Source organism: Chryseobacterium viscerum, from assembly GCF_002899945.2.
In the GTDB taxonomy this organism is placed as follows: domain Bacteria; phylum Bacteroidota; class Bacteroidia; order Flavobacteriales; family Weeksellaceae; genus Chryseobacterium; species Chryseobacterium viscerum.
This window is the reverse complement of record NZ_PPEG02000003.1, coordinates 176100-197962: the sequence shown is the minus strand read 5'-3', so window position 1 is coordinate 197962 and position 21863 is coordinate 176100. Positions and strand designations below refer to the sequence as shown.

At 37.2% G+C, this 21863-nt stretch carries 16 protein-coding genes; 2 read left to right on the top strand and 14 right to left on the bottom strand.

Going from position 1 to position 21863, the window contains the following annotated elements; translation table 11 throughout:
• Positions 1-124: 124 nt before the first annotated feature.
• Positions 125-427, top strand: a complete 303-nt coding sequence (locus tag C1634_RS07445) for a hypothetical protein (RefSeq protein WP_103231783.1) — start codon at positions 125-127, stop codon at positions 425-427.
• Positions 428-479: 52 nt separating this feature from the next.
• Here the strand turns inward: C1634_RS07445 and guaA are convergent, their stop codons facing one another.
• The 10 genes from guaA to C1634_RS07395 form a co-directional block, all read right to left on the bottom strand.
• Positions 480-2009: a glutamine-hydrolyzing GMP synthase gene (gene guaA / locus C1634_RS07440; RefSeq protein ID WP_103231784.1), complete on the bottom strand. Its 1530-nt coding sequence runs from the start codon at positions 2007-2009 to the stop codon at positions 480-482.
• Positions 2010-2147: 138 nt separating this feature from the next.
• Entirely contained in the window at positions 2148-3386 is a 1239-nt protein-coding gene (gene purD / locus C1634_RS07435; RefSeq protein WP_103231785.1) for a phosphoribosylamine--glycine ligase, read from the bottom strand.
• Positions 3387-3476: 90 nt separating this feature from the next.
• Positions 3477-4994, bottom strand: a complete 1518-nt coding sequence (gene purH, locus C1634_RS07430; protein ID WP_103231786.1) for a bifunctional phosphoribosylaminoimidazolecarboxamide formyltransferase/IMP cyclohydrolase — start codon at positions 4992-4994, stop codon at positions 3477-3479.
• A 141-nt stretch (positions 4995-5135) separates the two neighbouring features.
• Positions 5136-5699, bottom strand: coding sequence for a phosphoribosylglycinamide formyltransferase (purN, locus tag C1634_RS07425; protein ID WP_103231787.1), 564 nt, complete (start codon positions 5697-5699; stop codon positions 5136-5138).
• A gap of 142 nt (positions 5700-5841) precedes the next feature.
• Positions 5842-6834 carry a phosphoribosylformylglycinamidine cyclo-ligase gene (gene purM / locus C1634_RS07420; protein ID WP_103231788.1) on the bottom strand — a complete coding sequence of 331 codons (993 nt, stop codon included), beginning with the start codon at positions 6832-6834 and terminating at the stop codon, positions 5842-5844.
• Between the two features lie 282 nt (positions 6835-7116).
• The gene (locus C1634_RS07415; protein ID WP_103231789.1) at positions 7117-7668 is read right to left on the bottom strand and encodes an NADPH-dependent FMN reductase; all 552 of its coding nucleotides are present in this window, start codon (positions 7666-7668) and stop codon (positions 7117-7119) included.
• Positions 7669-7705: 37 nt separating this feature from the next.
• Positions 7706-8434 (bottom strand): pirin family protein, encoded by a 729-nt coding sequence (locus C1634_RS07410; RefSeq protein WP_103231790.1) that lies wholly within the window; start codon positions 8432-8434, stop codon positions 7706-7708.
• 452 nt (positions 8435-8886) lie between these two features.
• Entirely contained in the window at positions 8887-10305 is a 1419-nt protein-coding gene (locus tag C1634_RS07405; protein ID WP_103231791.1) for an MFS transporter, read from the bottom strand.
• Positions 10305-10823 carry a nuclear transport factor 2 family protein gene (locus C1634_RS07400; RefSeq protein ID WP_103231792.1) on the bottom strand — a complete coding sequence of 173 codons (519 nt, stop codon included), beginning with the start codon at positions 10821-10823 and terminating at the stop codon, positions 10305-10307. Before C1634_RS07400 ends, C1634_RS07405 begins: the two co-directional genes overlap by 1 nt.
• A 9-nt stretch (positions 10824-10832) precedes the next feature.
• Positions 10833-12692, bottom strand: coding sequence for a glycoside hydrolase family 13 protein (locus tag C1634_RS07395; protein ID WP_109738150.1), 1860 nt, complete (start codon positions 12690-12692; stop codon positions 10833-10835).
• A gap of 206 nt (positions 12693-12898) precedes the next feature.
• Here C1634_RS07395 and C1634_RS07390 point away from each other — a divergent pair, with 206 nt between their 5' ends.
• Complete coding sequence (locus C1634_RS07390; protein WP_109738149.1) at positions 12899-13891, top strand: sterol desaturase family protein; 993 nt, start codon at positions 12899-12901, stop codon at positions 13889-13891.
• A 71-nt stretch (positions 13892-13962) separates the two neighbouring features.
• Here C1634_RS07390 and C1634_RS07385 read toward each other — a convergent pair whose 3' ends face one another.
• The 4 genes from C1634_RS07385 to C1634_RS07370 all read right to left on the bottom strand — a co-directional run bounded on the left by C1634_RS07385 (position 13963) and on the right by C1634_RS07370 (position 21697).
• Complete coding sequence (locus C1634_RS07385; RefSeq protein WP_103231794.1) at positions 13963-16119, bottom strand: glycoside hydrolase family 97 protein; 2157 nt, start codon at positions 16117-16119, stop codon at positions 13963-13965.
• Between the two features lie 74 nt (positions 16120-16193).
• Complete coding sequence (locus C1634_RS07380; protein ID WP_103231795.1) at positions 16194-17312, bottom strand: SusE domain-containing protein; 1119 nt, start codon at positions 17310-17312, stop codon at positions 16194-16196.
• Positions 17313-17330: 18 nt separating this feature from the next.
• Positions 17331-18932, bottom strand: coding sequence for a RagB/SusD family nutrient uptake outer membrane protein (locus C1634_RS07375; protein WP_109738148.1), 1602 nt, complete (start codon positions 18930-18932; stop codon positions 17331-17333).
• Positions 18933-18943: 11 nt separating this feature from the next.
• Positions 18944-21697 (bottom strand): SusC/RagA family TonB-linked outer membrane protein, encoded by a 2754-nt coding sequence (locus tag C1634_RS07370; protein ID WP_103235329.1) that lies wholly within the window; start codon positions 21695-21697, stop codon positions 18944-18946.
• Positions 21698-21863 lie beyond the last annotated feature (166 nt).

Sequence of the window (21863 nt, the reverse complement as noted above, 5' to 3'; positions counted from 1 at the left end):
TAACCACGATTCTATTCAAGCTGATCTCTTGTCTATTAATTACTATCAATATCTTACTCATCGTTTTTTCATTAAAACAATTTTAATAGATTTCTTCAAACACACAGCATTTATATTATAAATTATGGAAAAGTTGATTTATCAAAAAATTCGGGAATATGATACAGAAATGGAAAGATTTGAAATTTCATTTACTGATCGTCCCTTACCAATAGATGATTTAATTAGTTTGTATAAATTTAGAAATGATATGGCTAGAACTGAAGATATAAAGAACCTAACACAAAAAATTCATGATGACTTTTGTCTCATAAAACAGCAATCTCATGAAAACATCAAGTTTGTCATTGCAAGATATGATGGAATGGCTAGAATGTTTTTTTTCAGTGAAGATTATTCTACAATTTTCTCAGATTATCAATCTTAACAAAAATCCCACCCAAACGGGCAGGATTAATATTTTAAATTCAAGTCAAAAATTATTCCCACTCAATCGTTGCAGGTGGTTTGCTTGAGATATCGTAAGCTACTCTGTTGATTCCTCTTACTTCGTTGATGATTCTGCTGGAAACAGTATCAAGGAACTCATAAGGAAGTCTGCTCCATGTGGCTGTCATAAAGTCGATGGTGTTGGCAGAACGAACTACAGCTGTGTATTCGTAAGTTCTCTCGTCTCCCATTACTCCTACAGATTTTACTGGAAGTAGTACTACAAATGCCTGAGATACTTTTTCGTAAAGGTCATTTTTGTATAATTCTTCGATGAAAATATCATCAGCTTCCTGAAGGATTTTCACTTTTTCAGCATCTACAGCTCCCAATACTCTGATTCCTAATCCAGGACCTGGGAAAGGGTGTCTGTATACCATGTGGTGAGGAATTCCTAATTCTTCTCCTACTCTTCTTACTTCGTCTTTGAAAAGCTCTCTTAATGGCTCTAATAATTCGAATTCCATATCTTCAGGAAGTCCTCCCACGTTGTGGTGAGACTTGATTACTGCAGAGGGTCCGTTTACAGACTGGCTTTCGATAACGTCAGGGTAAATAGTACCTTGAGCAAGGAATTTAGCACCTTCAATTTTGTGAGATTCTTCATCAAAAACATGGATAAATTCGTTTCCAATAATTTTTCTCTTCGCTTCAGGATCATCTACTCCAGCTAATTTGGTAAGGAATCTTTCTTTAGCATCCACCATTTTGATGTTCATATGGAAGTGTTCTCCATACTGACCCATTACTTTTTCTCCTTCATTCTTTCTCAATAATCCTGTATCTACGAAGATACAAGTCAACTGGTCACCAATCGCTTTGTGGATCAAAACTGCCGCTACAGAAGAATCTACTCCTCCTGAAAGTCCAAGGATTACTTTGTTATCTCCTACTTTCTCACGGATTTCCTCAACTGTCTTTTCAATATAATTGGTCAGTTTCCAGTTTTTCTCTGAGTTACAGATTCCGAAAACGAAATTTTCAAGCATTTTCCCTCCTTCTTCTGTATGAGAAACTTCCGGGTGGAACTGAACACAGTAGATCTTACTTTCTTCGTTCGAGATAGAAGCAATAACACCTGATTTTGCATTTAATTCAAAACCTGCAGGCAAATCTCCTACTTCGTCAAAGTGGCTCATCCAAACTACAGAATTCTGAGTAACTCCTTTCAATAAAGAACTTTCTTTAATGATCTCAAGATTTGCTTTTCCGTATTCTCCTTTTTCTCCTTTGTTTACTTTTCCTCCTAAAAGGTGAGCTGTCATCTGCATTCCGTAGCAGATTCCCAACACAGGAATTCCCTGTTCGTATAATTCTTTTTCAACCAAGTGGGCATTGTCTGCATTTACAGAACTTGGTCCTCCGGAAAGGATAATTCCTTTTGGCTGTCTTGCTAAAATATCTTGTAATGGTGTATTGTAAGGTAAGATTTCCGAGTATACCCCCATCTCACGGATTCTTCTTCCGATAAGCTGGTTGTACTGAGATCCGAAATCTAAAATAATAATACCGTTGTTCATTTTTGATAATTGATTTGTTTGAAAGATATCAGATTTCAGATTTTTGTTCTGAAGTCTGGAATCTAGTATCTTATATAATATTAACTGTTTTACAAAAAAAGACTTGGAATAGCTCCAAATCTTTTTTCGTGATTTTTATTAAAACTTTCCGATGTCTTCTCTATAGAAGCCGTAATCGAAATGTACATGACTTGCGTCTTCATAAACTTTTTTGCGGGCATCTTCAAAAGTAGCTCCTGTAGCTACAATGTTCAGAACTCTACCCCCATTGGAAACTACTTTGTCTCCTTTGCTGATAGCTCCTGCGTATAATAGTTTACTATGTTTCAGCTTATCTTCTCCTGTAATTTCGAAACCTATTTCGATATTTCTTGGATAACCTCCTGAACACATTACAAGACAAACTGCTTTTTCGTCTTTAAATTTAAGTTCAATATCTTTTCCGTCCATACAGTCCTGGATCACATCCAACAGATTGTTTTCCATCAACGCCATCAATACCTGAGTTTCAGGATCTCCGAATCTCATGTTGTATTCCAGAAGGTAAGCTCCGTTTTTCGTTACCATCAATCCGAAGAAGATGATTCCTTTAAATCCGAAACCTTCAGCCTTAAGACCTGTAATGGTAGGTTCTAAGATATTTTTCTCAAAATCTGCATAATGCTCCTGAGTAAACTCCGGGCTTGGTGCTACTGAACCCATACCTCCTGTATTAGGTCCTGTATCTCCGTTTCCGGCTTTTTTATAATCTTTTGCTGCTACACATGGGAATAATTTCTCCCCGTTAGAGAAAGCAATGATAGAAGCTTCAAAACCTTGTAAATATTCTTCAATAACTAAACGAATACCAGCATCACCATAAATTCTTCTGATCATGAAATCATGGATCGTAGCTTCAGCTTCTTCCAGAGTATCACAGATCACAACACCTTTCCCGCCAGCTAATCCGCTTGCTTTAACAACTAAAGGATACTGCTGTGTCTTTACATACTCTATAGCTTCGTTATATGAATCAAATACCACAGCTTTAGCTGTTTTGATATCATAGGTCTGCATAAACTTCTTAGAGAAAGCTTTACTTCCTTCCAGACTTGCTACTTTTTGGGTAGGGCCGAAAACTTTAAGATCGTGTTTTTTAAACTCGTCCTTTAAGCCCGCTACAAGAGGAGCTTCAGGACCTACAATCGTAAGATCAACCTTTTCTTTAATAGCGAAATCTCTAAGTTCTTTGATTTCTGATAAATGAACATTTTTCCCTATTACATCGGTAGTAGCATTCCCGTTGGCAAAAAACATTTTAGAAATTCTTGAGTCATTCTGAAGCTTTGCCGCTAAAGCAGATTCTCTACCGCCTTCACCTATGATTAATATTCTCATACTTTATATTATTATCTAGTCTTATTTTACAAATATATAATTTTGAATGCTAAAAAAACAATCCCTAATTATTTTTTAATTCTATTTTAATTAGTGGAAAAAGTGTCTAACACCTGTAAACATCATTGGGATACCGTGCTCATTTGCAGCTTCTACACTATCCTGATCTTTTACACTTCCACCTGGCTGAATAATAGCCTTGATACCCTCCTGAGCGCAGAAATCTACCACATCACGGAAAGGGAAAAATGCATCTGAAGCCAGTACCAAATCTCCGGAGAATTTTTCTTTTGCTCTTTCGATAGCCTGCTGAGTCGCCCAGATTCTGTTTACCTGTCCACCACCGATACCAAATGCCTGAATTCCGTTAGAAACTACAATAGCGTTTGACTTTACATATTTTACCACTCTCTGAGAGAAAAGTAATGCTTTCTTCTGCTCTTCTGTAGGCTGTACTTCTGTCACTACTTTGATATCATCAGAGAAATGAAGATCGTTATCCTGAACCAAGATACCACCATCTACTTTCACCCAGGTCTGTTTGTCAGAAACAGGGTTTACAATTTTGATGATTCTTAGATTTTTCTTTTTTCTTAAAACTTCAAGAGCTTCTTCATCGAACTCAGGAGCCATTACAATCTCAAGGAATGTTTTGTTTAATTCTTCAGCTGTTGCAGCATCAATTTTATAGTTCATTGCAACAATTCCGCCAAAGATAGAAACCGGATCACATTCAAATGTTTTTTGATAGGTTTCCAGCGCTGAAGTACCAATAGCAACTCCACAAGGGGTAGAGTGTTTTACTGCACAGCAAGCCATTTCTTCCTTGAATTCCGTTACCACTTTCCAGCAAAGGTCCATATCACGAAGGTTGTTGAAAGAAAGTTCTTTACCTCCAAGCTGTTCGAAATCTTTCATTGCTCCATTCTCGAAAGTAGAAACATAGTAAGCTGCTGTCTGATGAGGGTTTTCTCCGTATCTTAAGTCAGCCACTTTTTTGTAAGAAGCATTCAGATAAGTAGGATATTCTTCATCTAAAAGCATTCTGGAGATCGCAGCATCATAAGCGGAAGTAAGGTTGAATACTTTTCCTGCAAGCTTTTTACGCGTTTCGATGTATGTATCACCGTTTTGCTCCATTTCTATTTTTACAGCGGCATAATCTTCTACATCAGTGATTACGGTAACAGAGTCGAAATTTTTGGCTGCAGAACGAAGCATTGACGGACCACCGATATCAATAAACTCTACTTTCTCGTGTAAAGAAATGTCTTTGTTCACGTTTTCAAAGAAAGGGTAAAGGTTTACGATCACCATGTCAATCAGACCAATTCCGTGTTCCTGAACTGTTTTCATGTGCTCTTCGTTGTTACGAACAGCTAACAATCCACCGTGAACTTTAGGATGTAAAGTTTTCACTCTACCATCCAGCATTTCAGGAAAATTGGTAACCTCATCAATCTGAATTGGATTTAAACCAGCGTCTTTCAAATGTTTGAACGTTCCTCCTGTAGAGATCAACTCATAATTCTGAGCTTCCAAAAACTGCGCGAATTCTATTAATCCACCTTTGTCAGAAACACTGATTAAAACTCTCTTTTTACTCATTTTACTTTCAATTTTTTACTTTTTACAGCTATTTCAAACTGTGTCCGGGTCTTTCACCTCCGAACTTACTTTTATTTTACTTAGATTTCTTTGTATTAATGTAACAATGATCCACTTCTGCGCTGATACATTGTTATATTTTTAATTTCCCAGGACCTTATTGATCGCTATTGGAAATATTTCATATTCAATCTGATGAACTTTCTGGGCCAATGTTTCAGGAGTATCGTCAGCGGTTACTTCAAAAGATTTCTGAAGAATAGCTTCTCCTTCATCAATGCCCGGTGTCACAAAATGTACCGTTGCCCCACTCTCTACTTCTTTGGCTTCAATAACGGCATTGTGAACGTTCATTCCCCACATTCCTTTTCCTCCGAATTTCGGAAGCAAAGCAGGATGAATATTGATTATTTTACGATTCCAGTTTTCACAGAATTCAGATTTTAAGATGGATAAAAATCCTGCCAATACAATAAGATCTGTATTTTCAGGGATTACTTTTGCCAACTCACTGCTGAAATTCTTTCCTCTTGGAATGAGTATACTTTCTATATTGTGATTCTTTGCTCTTTCCAATCCGAAACATTCTCTGTCAGCAACTACCAAACTTACTTTTGCATTCTGGATTTCTCCAGCTTCAATCGTATCAATAATTCTCTGCAGATTGGTTCCTGAACCGGATACAAGTACAACGATGTTCTTCATATTTTTTTGGCAGCCTTGTCAAGGTTTAGAACCTTGACAAGGCTTTCTTTAATTAGCCCCGATTGCAGCGGCATCCTTTTTTGAAATGGCTTTTTAAAAAAGCATTGGTGAAAAAGATATAGCGGAAAGCGGGATTAAGCTTCTAAAATTTTAAATCGATTTTTTCTGCTCCTTCAGTGATTTCTCCGATTTCGTAAGCATCATCTAAAAGGTGTAATATTTTTTCAGCATGTTCAGCATCTACAACTATTACCATCCCTACACCCATATTGAATGTTCCGTACATTTCCTCACGGGCTACTCCTCCTCTCTTTTCCAATTCAAGCATAACGCTAGGAATTCTGATTTTTGATTCGTCAATAGAAGCACAAAGTCCTGCAGGAATAATTCTTGGAACGTTTTCGTAAAGACCTCCTCCTGTAATGTGAGCAATTCCTTCTACTTTCACTTCTTCCAATACTTTATGAATATCTTTATAGTATAATCTTGTAGGTACTAAAAGGGTTTCATATAAAGGTTTTCCTTCAAATTCTTCTTCGAAGTTCGGGAATACTTTTCTTACTAAAGAGAATCCATTTGAATGGAATCCTGAGCTTGGCAATGCAATGATTTTGTTACCTGCCTGAATCTTAGAACCATCAATGATCTGATCTTTTTCTACGATTCCTACGCAGAATCCTGCAACATCATAATCTCCTGGCTGATACATTCCCGGCATTTCAGCAGTTTCTCCACCAATCAATGCACAGTTGTTGTCCTTACAAGCTGCTACCATTCCCAGAACGATCTCAGCAGCAATTTCTGAATCAAGCTTTCCACAAGCCAGATAATCCAGGAAGAATAAAGGTTTTGCTCCGTGACAAAGAATATCATTGGCACACATTGCGAAACAATCAACACCAATAGAATCATATTTTTTGGTATCTAAAGCTACCTTCAGCTTTGTTCCTACTCCATCTGTTCCTGATACAAGAACCGGATTTTTGTATCCACCGATCTCATAGAAAGCTCCAAAACTTCCCAAATGATTAAGAACATTGGAGTTGTGGGTTTCACCGACCGCTTTTTTGATCTTGTCAACCGTTTTGTATCCTTCTTCTTTGTCTACTCCTGCTGATTTGTAAGTGTTGCTCATGTCTGCTTAGATTTTTAGATATCGGATTCAGATTTCAGATGATTAATTGTCTTGCATCTGGAGTCTTATGTCTTCTTATCTTTTAATATTTCAATTACTTTTATACTCGATTTTAGAAAACAAAAAAGCCGACAATCTTTTCAGATTATCGGCCGTTATTTTATCTCAGAATTTCAGAGCCCATAACTTTCCCTTTATGAGAAAAACATTGTTTATAGGAGGTCTGAATTTTCATCTCTTTTCTTTTTGCAAAAATAGTAATTTTAAATGAATATTCAAATTCTATTTTTCAAGGATCGTTTCAATGGCTGCAATCTTCTTGATTTTTTCTTTTAACTCATTGTTTTTCTCTTCATTAGAAATTTCCTGAGCTGCTTTGTCAAAGTTGTCATTAAAGAAAGGTAGTGAAAAAGTTTCTACCACATTTCCTCCATGGGAAGGGAAACGCTTTGATGCAGCTTCCAAAACTCCCGCTCCACCTCTACCTCCAGGAGATGTAGACATCAATAGCATTGGTACTTCATTCCAAACCGTTCTGTTTTTGATTCTTGATACCCAGTCGAACACATTTTTGAATGCTGTAGAATAGGTTCCGTTGTGCTCTCCTAAAGAAACCAATAATACATTGGCACCATCTATTTTTGCTGCAAAATCATGAGCTTCCTGAGGAACACCTCCCGCTACTTCTCTTTCGTGCTTATAGATTGGCATTTCGAAAGGATTTAAATCAATCACCTCTACTTCTCCATTTTCAAATAATGTTGATGCATAGGCTACCAACTGTTTGTTCATTGAAGCTTCTGAGTTACTTCCTGCTATTGCTAAAATTTTCATATATGAAGTTTATTTTTAAGATTACAAATTTAGTTTTTTATTTAAGATAAGATGGCAGATCCATTGGGACTTCCATTAATAATACTTCAGTATCTTCCACTGCTTCGATATTAAAGCTTTGCGTATCCCAAATACCCAATCCGTCTCTTTCATTCAGAACACGGTCTCCAATTTTTGCACTTCCTTTTAAAACAAATGCATAGACTCCGTTTCCTTTTTTGTTGAGCATATAATTTTTGCCGTTTCCTTTTTTAAAGTTGGCCAGGTTGAACCATGCATCCTGGTGAATCCAAACTCCATCATCATTTTTATCAGGGGATAAAATCTGCTGGAACCCGTTGATCTTTTCACCTTCTTTAATGCTTTTCTGATCATATCTTGGTTCAACATTCTGCTCTTTTGGGAAAACCCAGATCTGCAGGAACTTCACCTCTTCATCTTTATTTTTATTGTATTCGCTGTGCATTACACCAGTTCCGGCACTCATCACCTGGATTTCTCCTTTTTTGATTACCGCTGTAGTTCCCATCGAATCTTTATGTTCCAAATCTCCTTCCAAAGGAATGGATATAATTTCCATATCCCTGTGCGGGTGTGTTCCGAAGCCCATTCCCTGAGAAACGGTATCATCGTTCAATACTCTTAAAACACCAAAGTTTGTTCTGTCTCTGTTTTGATAGTTGGCAAAACTGAATGTATGGTAAGAATTTAGCCATCCGTGGTTGGCATGGCCTCTTGAATCTGCTTTATGATATACTGTTTTCATTTCTGTGATTATTTATGGTACAAATGTACGGTATGTGGATACTTTAAAAGTTGATGTAGGGTAAGAAAGGAAATTGGGGAGATAAAAGGGTAAAATATTAGGTAAGTTGGATTGCGCAAAGACACAAGGTATTTTCCTTTACCGTGCTTTTAAGGCGCAAGGATTTTATCTGCGATAAAATTTTATACTGATTATTATTTTTCCCCGCAGATTGAGCGGATTGGCCAGATTATGAAAGAAAACGCAAACATCTGTGTTATCTGTGAAAGATTATTATATTTTAATCATTAAGAAAAATCAATATATATAAAATAGGTTTTAAGTTTTGGCTAAAGCCAATTAATGAATGTATAAAGAGAAGACGGGCTAAAGCCCGTCCCTATTGAATTTTATGATGTTATTTCAAAACACCTCACTTTTCTAATTTCTAACCTCTAACTTCTAGTTTCTCATTAAAAATGCACCTGCTTGATCTCATCTTCAATTTCCTTCGGGGTTTCATCTTCAGATTTAACAAAAATCATGGTTACTACAGCTCCTATCAGCATGCAAACTCCACCTACCACGACATAATCCATCGCTTGTTTTCCAAAGATACCACTTACAATAGGTCCTCCGAACAAACCATTGATAATCTGCGGAATGACAATAAAGAAATTGAATATTCCCATATAAACCCCCATTTTTCTTTGTGGAATAACATCAATGAGCATCGCATAAGGCATTGCCAGAATACTGGCCCAGGCAAAACCTAATCCAATCATAGAAATCCATAAATGATCAACTTCTTTAATGAAATACATTGAAATAAGCCCTAATCCTCCACATAATAAGGCTAAAGCATGGGTTTGTTTTTTTCCAATCAGCTTAGCTATTGGTGTCAGTAAAAATGCAAATGGAATGGCCCAGAGATTATACATTCCAAAGAGTTTTCCCGTTAAATCCCCAGCATCATTAAATGCTTTTGAGTGGGTATCTTCCGGAGAAAGTCCTAAATGATGGGTTGCCAATGCACTGGTTGTAAATACCCACATCGTAAATAATGCAAACCATGAAAAGAACTGAACAATTCCCAGCTTTTTCATCTGTACAGGAATTGAAGCGAAGTCTTTGAAAATATCCGAAAATTTAGATTCATGTTTCTCTGCTTCTTTTTCGTCTTCAAATTCGGCAAATTCCTGTGGAGAATATTCTCTGGTGGTCATTATGGTATACAGAATAGAAATGATAAGCAATCCTGCCCCGATATAAAAAGAATAAATAACATTATCCGCAACAAATCCTTGAGGTGCTTCATTGGAAATTCCGATTTTGGTTAACCAATCCGGCAGATAAGAGCCCAGCACCGCCCCAATTCCAATCAGAATGGTCTGTACTGAAAATCCTATCGTTCCCTGATGTTTCGGGAGCATATCTCCAACCAAAGCTCTGAAAGGTTCCATTGCAATATTCACTGAAGCATCCATCATCGCAAGGAATATTACGGCTAATAAAAGAGCATTGGCGGCAAACATCTGAGTAACAGAAGCAGCATTGGGAAGTAGCACCAGCCCAACAGCGCATAAAACAGCTCCAATTAAAAAGTAAGGCTTTCTTCTTCCTAACGGACTCCATGTATTATCTCCCATATGTCCGATAATAGGCTGAACAATTAATCCTGTAACGGGTGCTACGAGCCAGAACCAAGATAATTCATGAACATCTGCTCCTAAGTTACCAAGAATACGGCTTGCATTTCCATTTTGTAATCCAAACGCCATCTGAATTCCGAGAAATCCCATACTCATATTAATGATCTGAAGCATTGATAAATTGGGCTTTTTTCTTCTTCCCAATACTCCCTTATCATATTTCCCTGCCATCTCTGCCATTATGACTTCAGTTTTTGGATTAATGCATCTTCAATAGGAGTCTTTTCAACCACTACTTTATCCACCACTTCATTCGGAACCGTCACAGAAAGAACATATTGCTTCACCTTCCAGCTTCCATTGATTTTTTCTACCACCCCTGAACCTCTGCAAATTTTCATTTGAGTATCCAATAATTCATCGAACCAAGCCAGTTTTCCGTCTTTGCTGAAGTAAATATTTCTTTTAAGGGAAGTAAAATTCCAGGTTTTCTTTTTGTCAAAATGAGGTTTCGCCCAAATCATAAATTCTTTTTTGTCCCAGATCTCAGTAGCATCTGTTCCAATAAAGGTAGATTCATCAGCAAAGAAATTAAAATAAGCATTATAATCTGCTTTTGCAGCAGCTACATTGAATGCATCAAGCATTGTGCTTATCTCTTTTTTTTCTTTGTCAAATGGAGTTTTTGATTGTGCACTCAATAAAGAAAATCCCAGTAAAAAAAGGATTAATGTATAAACAGTCGTTAGTTTTTTCATAGGTAATAATTATTTTTCAAGTTCAATGATGAGTGGAGTTTTTGCAGGAATATTCATATTGTTTTGTAATGAAATTTCTTTTCCTGAAATTACCTCTTTTCCTTTTGTAAAGCCATTAAGTGATTCTGCAAATCTTTTCAAGTCTAACGTATGATCTTTTTCATTATTGTTGACAACCACCATTACACTTTCTTTTTCATTATACCTGAAATAAACAAAAACACCGTCCTGAGGAACGAAATTTTTAGTTTTCCCATTATGAATCAAATCTTTACCTTTTCTCCAGTTCAGGAGTTTCTGAGTAAACTGGAAAAACTCTTTCTGCTCCGGAGTCTGAGAAGATGGGTTAAAAGCATTCTGTTGATCAGACTTCCAGCCTCCGGGAAAATCCCTGCGGATATCTGCATCACCTCCTGTCTTTTTATCTCCTCTCATTCCTATTTCTGATCCGTAATAGATCTGAGGAATTCCCCGTACCGTTGAGATCAGGGTAAGTCCTATTTTGTAAGCATTAGGATTTCCATTAAAGATTTCATTCCATCTTTCGGTATCATGATTTTCAAAGAAGACCAAAAGATTATTGATATCCGGGTAAAGGAAATCGCTGGTAAAAGAGTCATACATTCTTATCATCCCTTTATCCCAAGCTTCTTTTTCACTAAGAGCTTTAGGCATATTTTCAAAGAGCATAAAATCCATCACCGATGGTAAATTTGAATTGTACCCTTCTATTTCTCCTATTTTCGAATTTTTCTGCCATGCTGCAATTTGTGCTGCTGTATACAGCCAGGTTTCTCCTACAATATTGAATTTCGGATATTCATCAGTAATAGCTTTGGCCCATTTTGCCATGGCTTCTTTATCATTGTAAGGATAAGTATCTACACGGAATCCTCCTAATTCTGCATATTCAATCCACCAAATTGCATTTTGGGTTAAATATTTCAGGACAAGCGGATTTTTCTGGTTAATATCAGGCATTGTAGTATCAAACCATCCGTCCAGCGCATATTTTTTATCAATATCAGAAGCGTTGGTGTCAAATTGCGTTGTCGTTTTATAATTGGAACGCTTAAATCCTTTCTCCCCTTCATCAAACCAGTGTATCCAATCTTTTGAAGGAAGGTCTTTGATCATCCAGTGTGAGCCGCCCCAGTGGTTAGTAACATAATCCATCACCAGCTTCATATTTCTTTTGTTGAGCTCCTGAGATAAGGCTTTATAGTCTTCATTGGTTCCGTAGCGGGCATCAATTTTATAGAGGTCGGTCTGGGCATAGCCGTGATAAGAGTATACTTTTTCGTTATCTTCATTCACTGGAGTTAACCAAACAGCTGTAGCTCCCAAGTTCTGAATATAATCAAGATTGTTGATAATCCCCTGGAGATCTCCGCCATGTCTTCCGTTTGGAAGGCTTCGATCTGCTTTTTCTGTAAGCTCCGGTCTGGAATCATTTTTCTCATTACCATTGGCAAAACGGTCCGGCATGATAAGGTACATCATATCTTTTGAGGTAAAAGATTCCCGGTTGGCAGATCCCGGATTTCTTTGTTTCAGTTCATAGGTATATGAGCCTATATTCTTTTTACCTTTTCTGATACTGATGGTAAACTTCGGAACGTTTATTTCGTTGGTATTAATGGTAATAAAAGCATAATTCGGATTTTCTACTTTCCGGATTTCTTTGATCTGTACTCCATCTGAAAGCGTGATCTCATTATTGGCAATGTCTTTTCCGTAAACAAGAATCTGAAGTTCAGGATTTCTCATCCCTTTCCACCAAAAGGCAGGCTCTACTCTTTCCACTATTTTTTGGGAAAAAGCGACAGAAGCTATTGAAAGGGCAAATGCTGCATATATTGTCTTCATATTAGTGTTCAATTTAGCATTAAATTTTCATATATTATAGGTTTAATGGATAATTAGAATGCATCTTTTTTATCATTGTAAATATAAAATTTTAAGATACCACACCTGTTTTTTGATTTTTCCCATAAATAGTTAAATTTTTCATAAAAAATTCACCTGAAAATTTGACTTTTCATCCTTTTTATCTTTAGTTTTACAGAAAAAAGATGTTGGATTTCAGTAATATGTTCAAAACTGAGGGGCCGGATGTTGTTTACACCTGGACTATTCCTGTGTTTGCTGTAATTATTTTTGCAGAAATGGCCTATAGCCACTTCAATAAAGAAAAAATTTATGAAACCAAAGATGTAGCAACCAATGTTCTTTTTGCTTTGCTCAATTACGGGCTGGATATCATCATGAAAGGTTTTTCTTTGTTTGTGATGATGTTTTTTTATCACCACCGTATCTTCGACTGGCAAGAAGGAATATGGTATTGGATTGCGGTCTTCCTTGCTCAGGATTTTGCCTATTATGTTCATCATTATGTAGATCACCACTCGCGTGTTTTCTGGGCGGTACATATTACCCATCACAATTCTGATTATTTCAATATTAGTACGGGGTTTAGAAGTCCTGTATTTCAACCGTTGTACAGATATTTATTTTTCTCCCCACTAGCATTTATGGGCTTCCATCCATGGCATGTTCTGGTGGCTTATTCTGCAATACAGATCTATGGTACTTTTGTACACACCCAATCGATCAAAAGTATGGGCTTCTTGGAATATATCCTTGTAACTCCTTCCCATCACAGGGTACACCATGCCTGTAATATCAAATATCTTGATCGTAATATGGGAATGGGACTGATCATCTGGGATAAAATTTTTGGAACATTCGAAAAGGAGGATCCTGAGGTTCCTGTGAAATATGGCATCTATCCTAAGATGGAGTCTAAAGATCCGGCAACTACCCTATTCTATGAATGGCGAAGAATAGGCAAAGATATCAGACAGCCCGGAATTTCTTTTAAAACCCGATTGAAATATCTTTTCTACTCTCCGGGATGGAGACATGATGGTACCGGAAAAACGGTAAAACAGTATCAAAAGGAATATAAAGAAAAGAAAAAAAATAAAACTCCTTCCTTGAAGAAACAAGAACCAAGTACGGAATATCAATATTCACAATTGGACCAGCAGACAGGAGACCAATAATCTTTCTGCAAAAAAAATACCCCGGAACATCGAAAATTCAATGAACCGGGGCACCTTAGTGTATTTTCAAACTATTTTACTGGCTTGATAGAAACCGCGAAACCGCCACTTCTTACCATTTTAAAATTAATTTTTGACTTACTTGTAATCTCTTTCTTATAGATATTATAGCTTTGAGGATTATCAATATAATCAGCATCTTTTCCATCTTCATAGATCGTTGCCTCATATTTTACTCCTTTATCCAAGAATGAGAAGTCTACTGTATATTCACGTTTGTTTTCATCGGTAATACCTCCTACAAACCAGTTTTCAGTACCTTTTGCTTTTCTTGCCGTGATCACATAATCTCCTGGTTCTGCAGATAAGATTTTCGTATCATCCCAATCTGCTGCTACGTCTTTAATAAACTGAAACGCATCCATATGTTTTTTGTAGTTCTCAGGAAGGTCTGCAGCCATCTGAAGCGGCATATACATCGTTACATAAAGAGCCAATTGTTTTGCAAGCGTAGTTTTTACAAAACGCTTATCTCCAGGGAAATAATAGTCTAGCTTCGTCTGGAAAATTCCCGGCGTGTAATCCATAGAACCACCCATCCATCTTGTGAACGGAAGAACGGTCTGGTGATCAGGTTTATTTCCTCCGAATGCTTCATATTCTGTTCCACGGGCTGCTTCAGCAGAAATATAGTTCGGATAGGTACGGCTTTCTCCTGTAGGACGTACAGATTCGTGAGAATTGACCATGATTTTATAGTCGTTTGCTTTTTCAGCAATTCTATAATAGTGATTAATCGTCCATTGAGAATAATGATGTTCTCCTCTTGGAATGATATCTCCTACATATCCTGTTTTTACAGCATCATAACCATATTTATTCATGGTTTGGAATGCTTTGTCTGCCCATCTTTCATAGTTCGTAGCAGAACCTGAGGTTTCATGGTGCATAATCAGCTTTATTCCTTTTGAGTGTGCATATTCATTCAGCATTTTGATATCAAAATCCGGGTAAGGGGTAATGAAATCAAAAACAAATTCTTTGGAGTGTCCGAACCAGTCTTCCCAACCGATGTTCCAACCTTCGATCAATAATCCCTGGAATCCGTTTTCTGCAGCAAAGTCAATATATTCTTTAACTTTTGTATTGTTAGCAGCGTGTTTTCCATTCGGAGTCAGTTTAGCAAAATCGGTTTTTCCTAAATGAACATTTTCAGCGGTAGAATAAGCCCATTGTGATTTTCCGATGATCATTTCCCACCAAACTCCCATGTATTTTGTAGGGTGAATGTAAGAGGTGTCGGTATATTTTGTAGGCTCATTAAGGTTAAAGATCATTTTAGAATCCATCACCTGTTCTGCTTTCGGAGCTACAATAATAGTTCTCCAAGGGGTTACTGAAGGCGTCTGAATATATCCTTTTGCACCCTGTCTGTCAGCTGTCAAATGCGTTTTGAACTTATAGTTCTGTGCATCTACTTCCAGATGGGAAGCCGGATAATCTAATACTGCTGCCTCAGCAACGTTGATATACAAGGGTTCTTTTCCTTCTTTTTTAAGCATTAACGGAGACTGAACTGCATTTTTCACCAATGACTGAGAAGCGTTCGCATCGTAAGCTTTATCCCATTTTGAAGGGATTTCAGAAACTTTTGTTTCCTGATACTGGTATTCCTGAGAATCGTAGTCTGCTACCATCCACCATGCTTTCATGTCGGTAGGGAAATCGATTTCAGAGTCTTCTTCTCTGATAACGAAATAGTTCAGATTCTTTTGCTGAGGAAATTCATATCGGAATCCAAGACCATCGTTAAACAATCTGAATTTCACGACAATGCTTCTGTCTGTAGAAGCCTGATTCAGTGTAACAGCCAGTTCGTTGTACTGATTGATATAATTTTTCTTTTCTCCTAAAACCGGCTGCCAGGTTTCATTTTTGGAGTCTCTTTTTTCATCTGCCTTTACAAAACCGTTATTCAGGTCGTATTTTGCATCTTCTGGTTTGGCAATTTCAGAAGCGAATTTTATGGCTGTGTCTTTAAATAATCTCAATCCCAACTTAGAATCTTCAACTACTACCGCTCCGTTATACTTCAGGTTATAGTAAGGTACTCCTTCTTTCAGCTGAAAGTTCATTTCAAACTTCCCATCCGGAGATTTTAAAGATTGTGCTTTCACACCTGCGAACATCATTGAGAGCAAAAGCGCTCCAACTGTAATTTTCTTCATAATGACTATTTAATTAACTTAAAAATAGATAAAGTGCCGCGGTAAAGCAGCACTTTGCTTTATTTTAATTTGATTTACAATTTTGTAACGGTTAGCTTATAATATGCTGAATTGTGTAAATCCAGCTCAATTTTATAGTTACCCGCCTGTGAAACTTTATATCCGGAATCTCCTGTAACAGTTCCTTCGGTATTAAAATAAGTTTGCACTCCTTTTCCGGAGGTCAAGGTTTCATCATCTTTTTTAGGCTGGAATTTCAGAACCCAATCATCATTGGCTCTAAATTTAAATACACCTGTATTGCTTAATGCGATAGAATTAATCACAAAAGTCTTTGTTGCAGGATTGTATACAAAGTCAGTATCTGAACCCCATCCTGCAGGGGTTGCATCACCGATAACTCCAAAGTTTGCCGGCACAGAAGAGTAAGTATTCGCTGTCCAATTTACCTTAATATAATAGGTTCCTATTGCAGGGGCCTTTATATTTGATCCATCTAGTTTTAACTTTCCGGTATTGGTTCCATCGTCTCCTTTATTTCCAGGCCAATCCTGATTGATAGAAAATTTATATTTTCCATCATCATCACCAGAAACTGTATTGATCCAGATAAATCCTCTGTATTCATCATTTTTTCCCGGAGAAAACAAATTTGGAGAATTAGCCGGAGTCCAGTTTGCATACCCTGCTGCTCCCGCATATGCTCCCGGCACATTGATCTTAGGATATACCAGATCCGGGTTTGGTGTATAAGGAGTTACTTTGAGTGCAATTACATTGGAGTAAAAAGCTGCTGATCCTACGGAAGTTTTCAATCTTACCTCGATATCATTCACTACATCCGGTACAGCTCCAATAGAAAACATAGCTGCATTCATTGCTGCATGGGTAGCAGAGCCTGAAGTCATATCATTGGAGAAGTCAACGGCAGAGGTTTTTTTGAAACCATCACCCTTAATTCCAAATTCTATTTTCTGATTGGGAACGACTGCAATATTAAATGTTGGTTTTGTCCATGTAAAACTGATGACAGCACTATTGGCATTGAGCTCATTAAGAACAATTGCACTTTTATCAGCAGAAACTTTACCTGCAGAGGTTTCGTTGATAACAGCCTGATCCTCGTCTTTTTCACAGGAAATAACTAAAAGTCCTGTAAAAACTAAGGCTAATATTTTGAATAAATTTTTCATTTTCAACAGAATTTTAAATTAATACCCAGGATTCTGAATCAGGTTCGGATTTGCTACAATATCTTTAGCCGGTATTGGGAAAAGGTTTCTATAGCTTTCTACAGCTTTACCATCTTTCACATTTCCTTTCCATGGCCACACATAATCTCCTGTAGTAAATTTATTGAAACGAACAAGATCACTTCTTCTGGTTGTTTCCCAAGACAATTCTCTAGCTCTTTCATCTAAAATAAAATTAAGATTGATAGAAGATACGTCTCCGCTTGTATTTCCATACGCACGCTCTCTCAGCTGGTTAATATAACCAATTGCGGTAGCCTGATTTCCTCCAGCACCGCCTCTAAGCACCGCTTCCGAATACATCAGATAGATGTCTGCTAAACGATATAACGGAATATCAGCCTCAACCCAGTTGGTATGAGCTCCAGCAGAGCCATTGCTTTTAACATTTTTGAATTTGATAAAAGCATAACCATCCGTAAATGAACCTAAATCATTAATTTCCAAGTTCTGTCCTGTAGTAAAGAATCTTCCTCTTTTGTCACTTCCATTGGTAGGAAATAACCCTACAAATGATTTTGTAGTTCTTAAGCCACTCCATCCACCGTTCACTCCAAAGTCAACCGCTTTCATTTCTCCACCTATTGCAGCATGCACCAGGAAAGTCGTTCCACCGTTGGTTTGAGTATTGATTCCATCAAAGTTTACACTTAAAATCTGCTCCGGATTATTGATATTGTTATCCGCAAGGAATAGATCTTCGTACTTCGGCTTTAAGGAATAACCTGCTGCAATCACTTTGTTACAATAGGTGATACAATCTGTATTTCTCTGTGTTCCTGTGTATACTTCTGCATTTAAATATAATTTTGCCAACAATGACCATGCAGCGGCTTTATCTGCTCTTCCATACTCATTGGTTTTAGGGTCTTTTAATTCTCCTGCTACAGCAAGCAATTCAGATTCGATATAATTAAATAACGCTTTTCTTTCTATTCTTTTTGGCGGATTGATAGATCCCGGCAGATATGATTCATCTACAAAAGGCACATTTCCGAACATATCTATCGCATGATAATACGATTGTGCTCTTAGGAAACGGGCTTCTGCCCTCATTAATTTTGCCTGAGCAAGATTGTCTCCGGTAATATTATTGGCTGCTAATTTTTCATCCGTCACATTTCTCAAAAATTCATTACAAAAAGCAATTTCTGTATATACTCTATAATACATTGCCGCAATAAATTCATTGGAAGCATCCCATGTCATTTTGTGAAGGGTATGAAGGTTTCCATCGTTCCATCCAATAACTGCTTCATCAGTAGTCACCACGTTCAGGTTGTACAATAGTCTTGTATACTGGGAAAAACCACCATTGATTCCATTAATATCACTATCCGGCTGATCTCCGTCTCCACTTACCTGGCCTCCCATGGCAAGTCCTCCGTAAAGTTTTGCCAGAACATTTTTATAATTGGCAAAATCCTTATAAATACTGGCAGAAGTAACGTCTGTGATCGGTTCTCTTTCAAGATCTTTCACACAAGAAGCTGCCGTCAACAAAAATACTGCTGAAAGGGGCAATACTATATTTTTAAGTTTAATTCTATTTAGTTTCATTGAATTCTTATTTAAAATTGGAAGTTAAAGCCCAAAGAGTAAATCTTAGGCATTTGATAGTAACCGTTGTCTATTCCGCCAAAAACTTCAGGATCTACTCCAGAGTATTTAGTGATCACAAAAATATTCTGTGCCATGGCATATACTTTCAGATTACTTCCTTTAGTGAAAATTTCTCCGAAATTGTACCCGATATTAATATTATCTAATCTCAGGAATGAAGCATTCTCAACATAAATATCAGATTTATACTGAGGAACTCCGAATTGGTACTGAGGGGCAGTAGAGAATACATTCTGAAGGTATTCGTTTGTAGATGCAGACTGCAGTGAACTATTTGAAGCGGCATTATTATATACATAATTTCCTAATACTGCTCTTGCGCTCAATGCAAAATCCCAGTTCTTGTGAGATACTTTGGTAGAGAAACCTAAAATTGCATCAGGTGTCGTAGATTTGTAATAATACATATCTTTTGTATTGATTATTCCATCTCCATTTCTATCTACATAAGCACCATCAACTGGTTTTCCGTTCGTATCATATACCTGCTGGTATACCCAGAATGAATTAGGAGCATAGCCTACAGCATGAGCCTGGATTCTGTTCCCTGAACCTCCTTCAATTCCTCCGACTTCCATATTGAAAAACTCATCAGCTCTGTCTTTAAGCTTGGTGATAACCGGTTTGTAGTGAGTAGCATTAAAACTTACTTCCCAGGTTGTGTTCTGATTTTTCACCGGAATTACGGTAATACTTCCTTCAATCCCTTCATTTTTCATATCTCCAACGTTCTGCCAGCTTGCGTTACTTAAGCCCCCGGCAGGTTCATCGGCATATACAAGAAGGTCTTTCGTATCTTTTCTGAAGACATCTATTGAACCTGTAATTCTGTTTTTATTAAATCCAAAATCCAATCCTAAGTTTTTGGTCGTTGTTGTCTCCCAGGTAAGATTTGGGTTGTAGTTAGCAGGTCTGAACATAAAATAGAATTCATTTCCGAACTGATACCCTGCTCCCTGATAACTTGGATTGTAGGCTGCAAAAGCTGGGTAATTATTAGGTTTATTACCATTCAATGCTGGCAATTCCTGCTGACCCGTTTTCCCCCATCCTGCTCTCAGCTTTAAAGTGCTGATTGAGGATATATTTTTGATAAAGTTTTCTTCGTTAAGCTTCCATGCCAAAGAAACTCCCGGGAAAACACCCCATACATTATCTCTGGTTCCGTTAAAGAATCTTGAAGAACCATCTTTACGAACTGATCCTGAAATAACATATTTATTAGCTATCGTAAAAATAGCTCTTCCATAAAATGAGATCAAGGTATTTTGAGTTTCAAAATTCAAATCCTGCGAATTAATCCCCGTCCCTCTATAAGTTACAGCTCCGGGAAGTGAAATGTTAAAATCCTGATAAGCATACCCTGCAGTAATATCTACACCTGTATTGATCGCACTGATTGTCTTCACATAATTAAAATAGGTTTCCAAAAGCTTGTTTTTCTTTTCCATCGAATAGAAATTTGAGCTTCCTTTATCTTCAAAACCTGGTCTTAAATTAGCATTCTTAAATTTGTGTCCGTCACTTTTTGTGTAGTCATAACCAGCATTTACATTGAAATGCAGGTCCGGAAGAAAGTGAAATTTATAGTCTAACTGAATATTCCCCAATCCTCTGAGTACAGAAGAGACATCCCTTACCCCATTGATCATCCCAAGCGGATTTGAATTGGCATTCACATTATATCCTGTTGCAGATCCAGAATCCAGCCATTCATAATACCCTCCATAATTGGAATTTCCTGAATATACGGGTTGTGTAGGATCAAAATAGGTCGCTGCCTTGATCACTCCACCGTCTACAAATCTATTATCTGTAAATGTTCCTTTTGCATTCACATTCACTGATAAATGATTGTCAAAGAATTTGGGATTTAAATTCAATCCCACAGAAGTTCTGCGGAAAGAATTTGATTTTACAATACCATTCTGCTCATTATAGCCTAATGATAAACGATATGGCAAACCTTTAATACCTCCTGAAAGAGCAACGTTATTATCTGTACCCCACGCTGCCTGGTAAATTTGATCCTGCCAGTCGGTATTGGCATTTCCAAGTTTGGTTTTATAACCTGCAGGAGCATATGTATTCACAAAATCTCTAAATTCCTGAGCATTTAATACATCTACCTTACCCATTTTAGTGGAAACAGATGTCACTGTTGAGAAGTTTAGTTTAAATTTTCCGGCTGTTCCCTTCTTGGTTGTAATAAGGATAACACCATTAGAAGCTCTGTTACCATAAATGGCAGTAGCAGAAGCATCTTTCAGGATATCAAATGTTTCAATATCATTTGGATTAATTAAGGATAAAGGATCAGAAACACCATTCATACCTACGAAATCCTGAGGAACTCCATCAATTACAATTAAAGGCGAGTTTTCTCCACTTAAAGAAGAGGTCCCCCTGATTCTGATCTTTGTTCCGGAACCCGGTGCCCCACTGTTGTTGGTAATCTGAACCCCTGGTGTTTTACCCTGGATCAGCTGTCCGGCGGAAGTAGCTCCTCCGTTGAAATCTTTTGCTGTGACAGAGGTTATAGAACCGGTAAGGTCAGATTTTTTCTGTTTTCCATATCCGATCAAAACCACCTCTTCAATCTTCTTCTCCTGAGGAAGAGAATCTTTTTTCTGCGCGTGCATTACTGTACTGGCCAATAAAAAAGCGGGCGCGATTTTTAATACTGTTGTAAAGTTCTTCACAATCATATTCTTTTATAGTTTCGTTTTTTCAGTCATTTTTTGGCTTGGAGCCAGACTCGCAATTTATAAAAAAATTAGAATTATCATAAATTTAATATAATTTTAGTTAATTTTATGTATATTACGAAACCGATTTTAGTTAGTTTTTTAAAATCCAATATTTTAC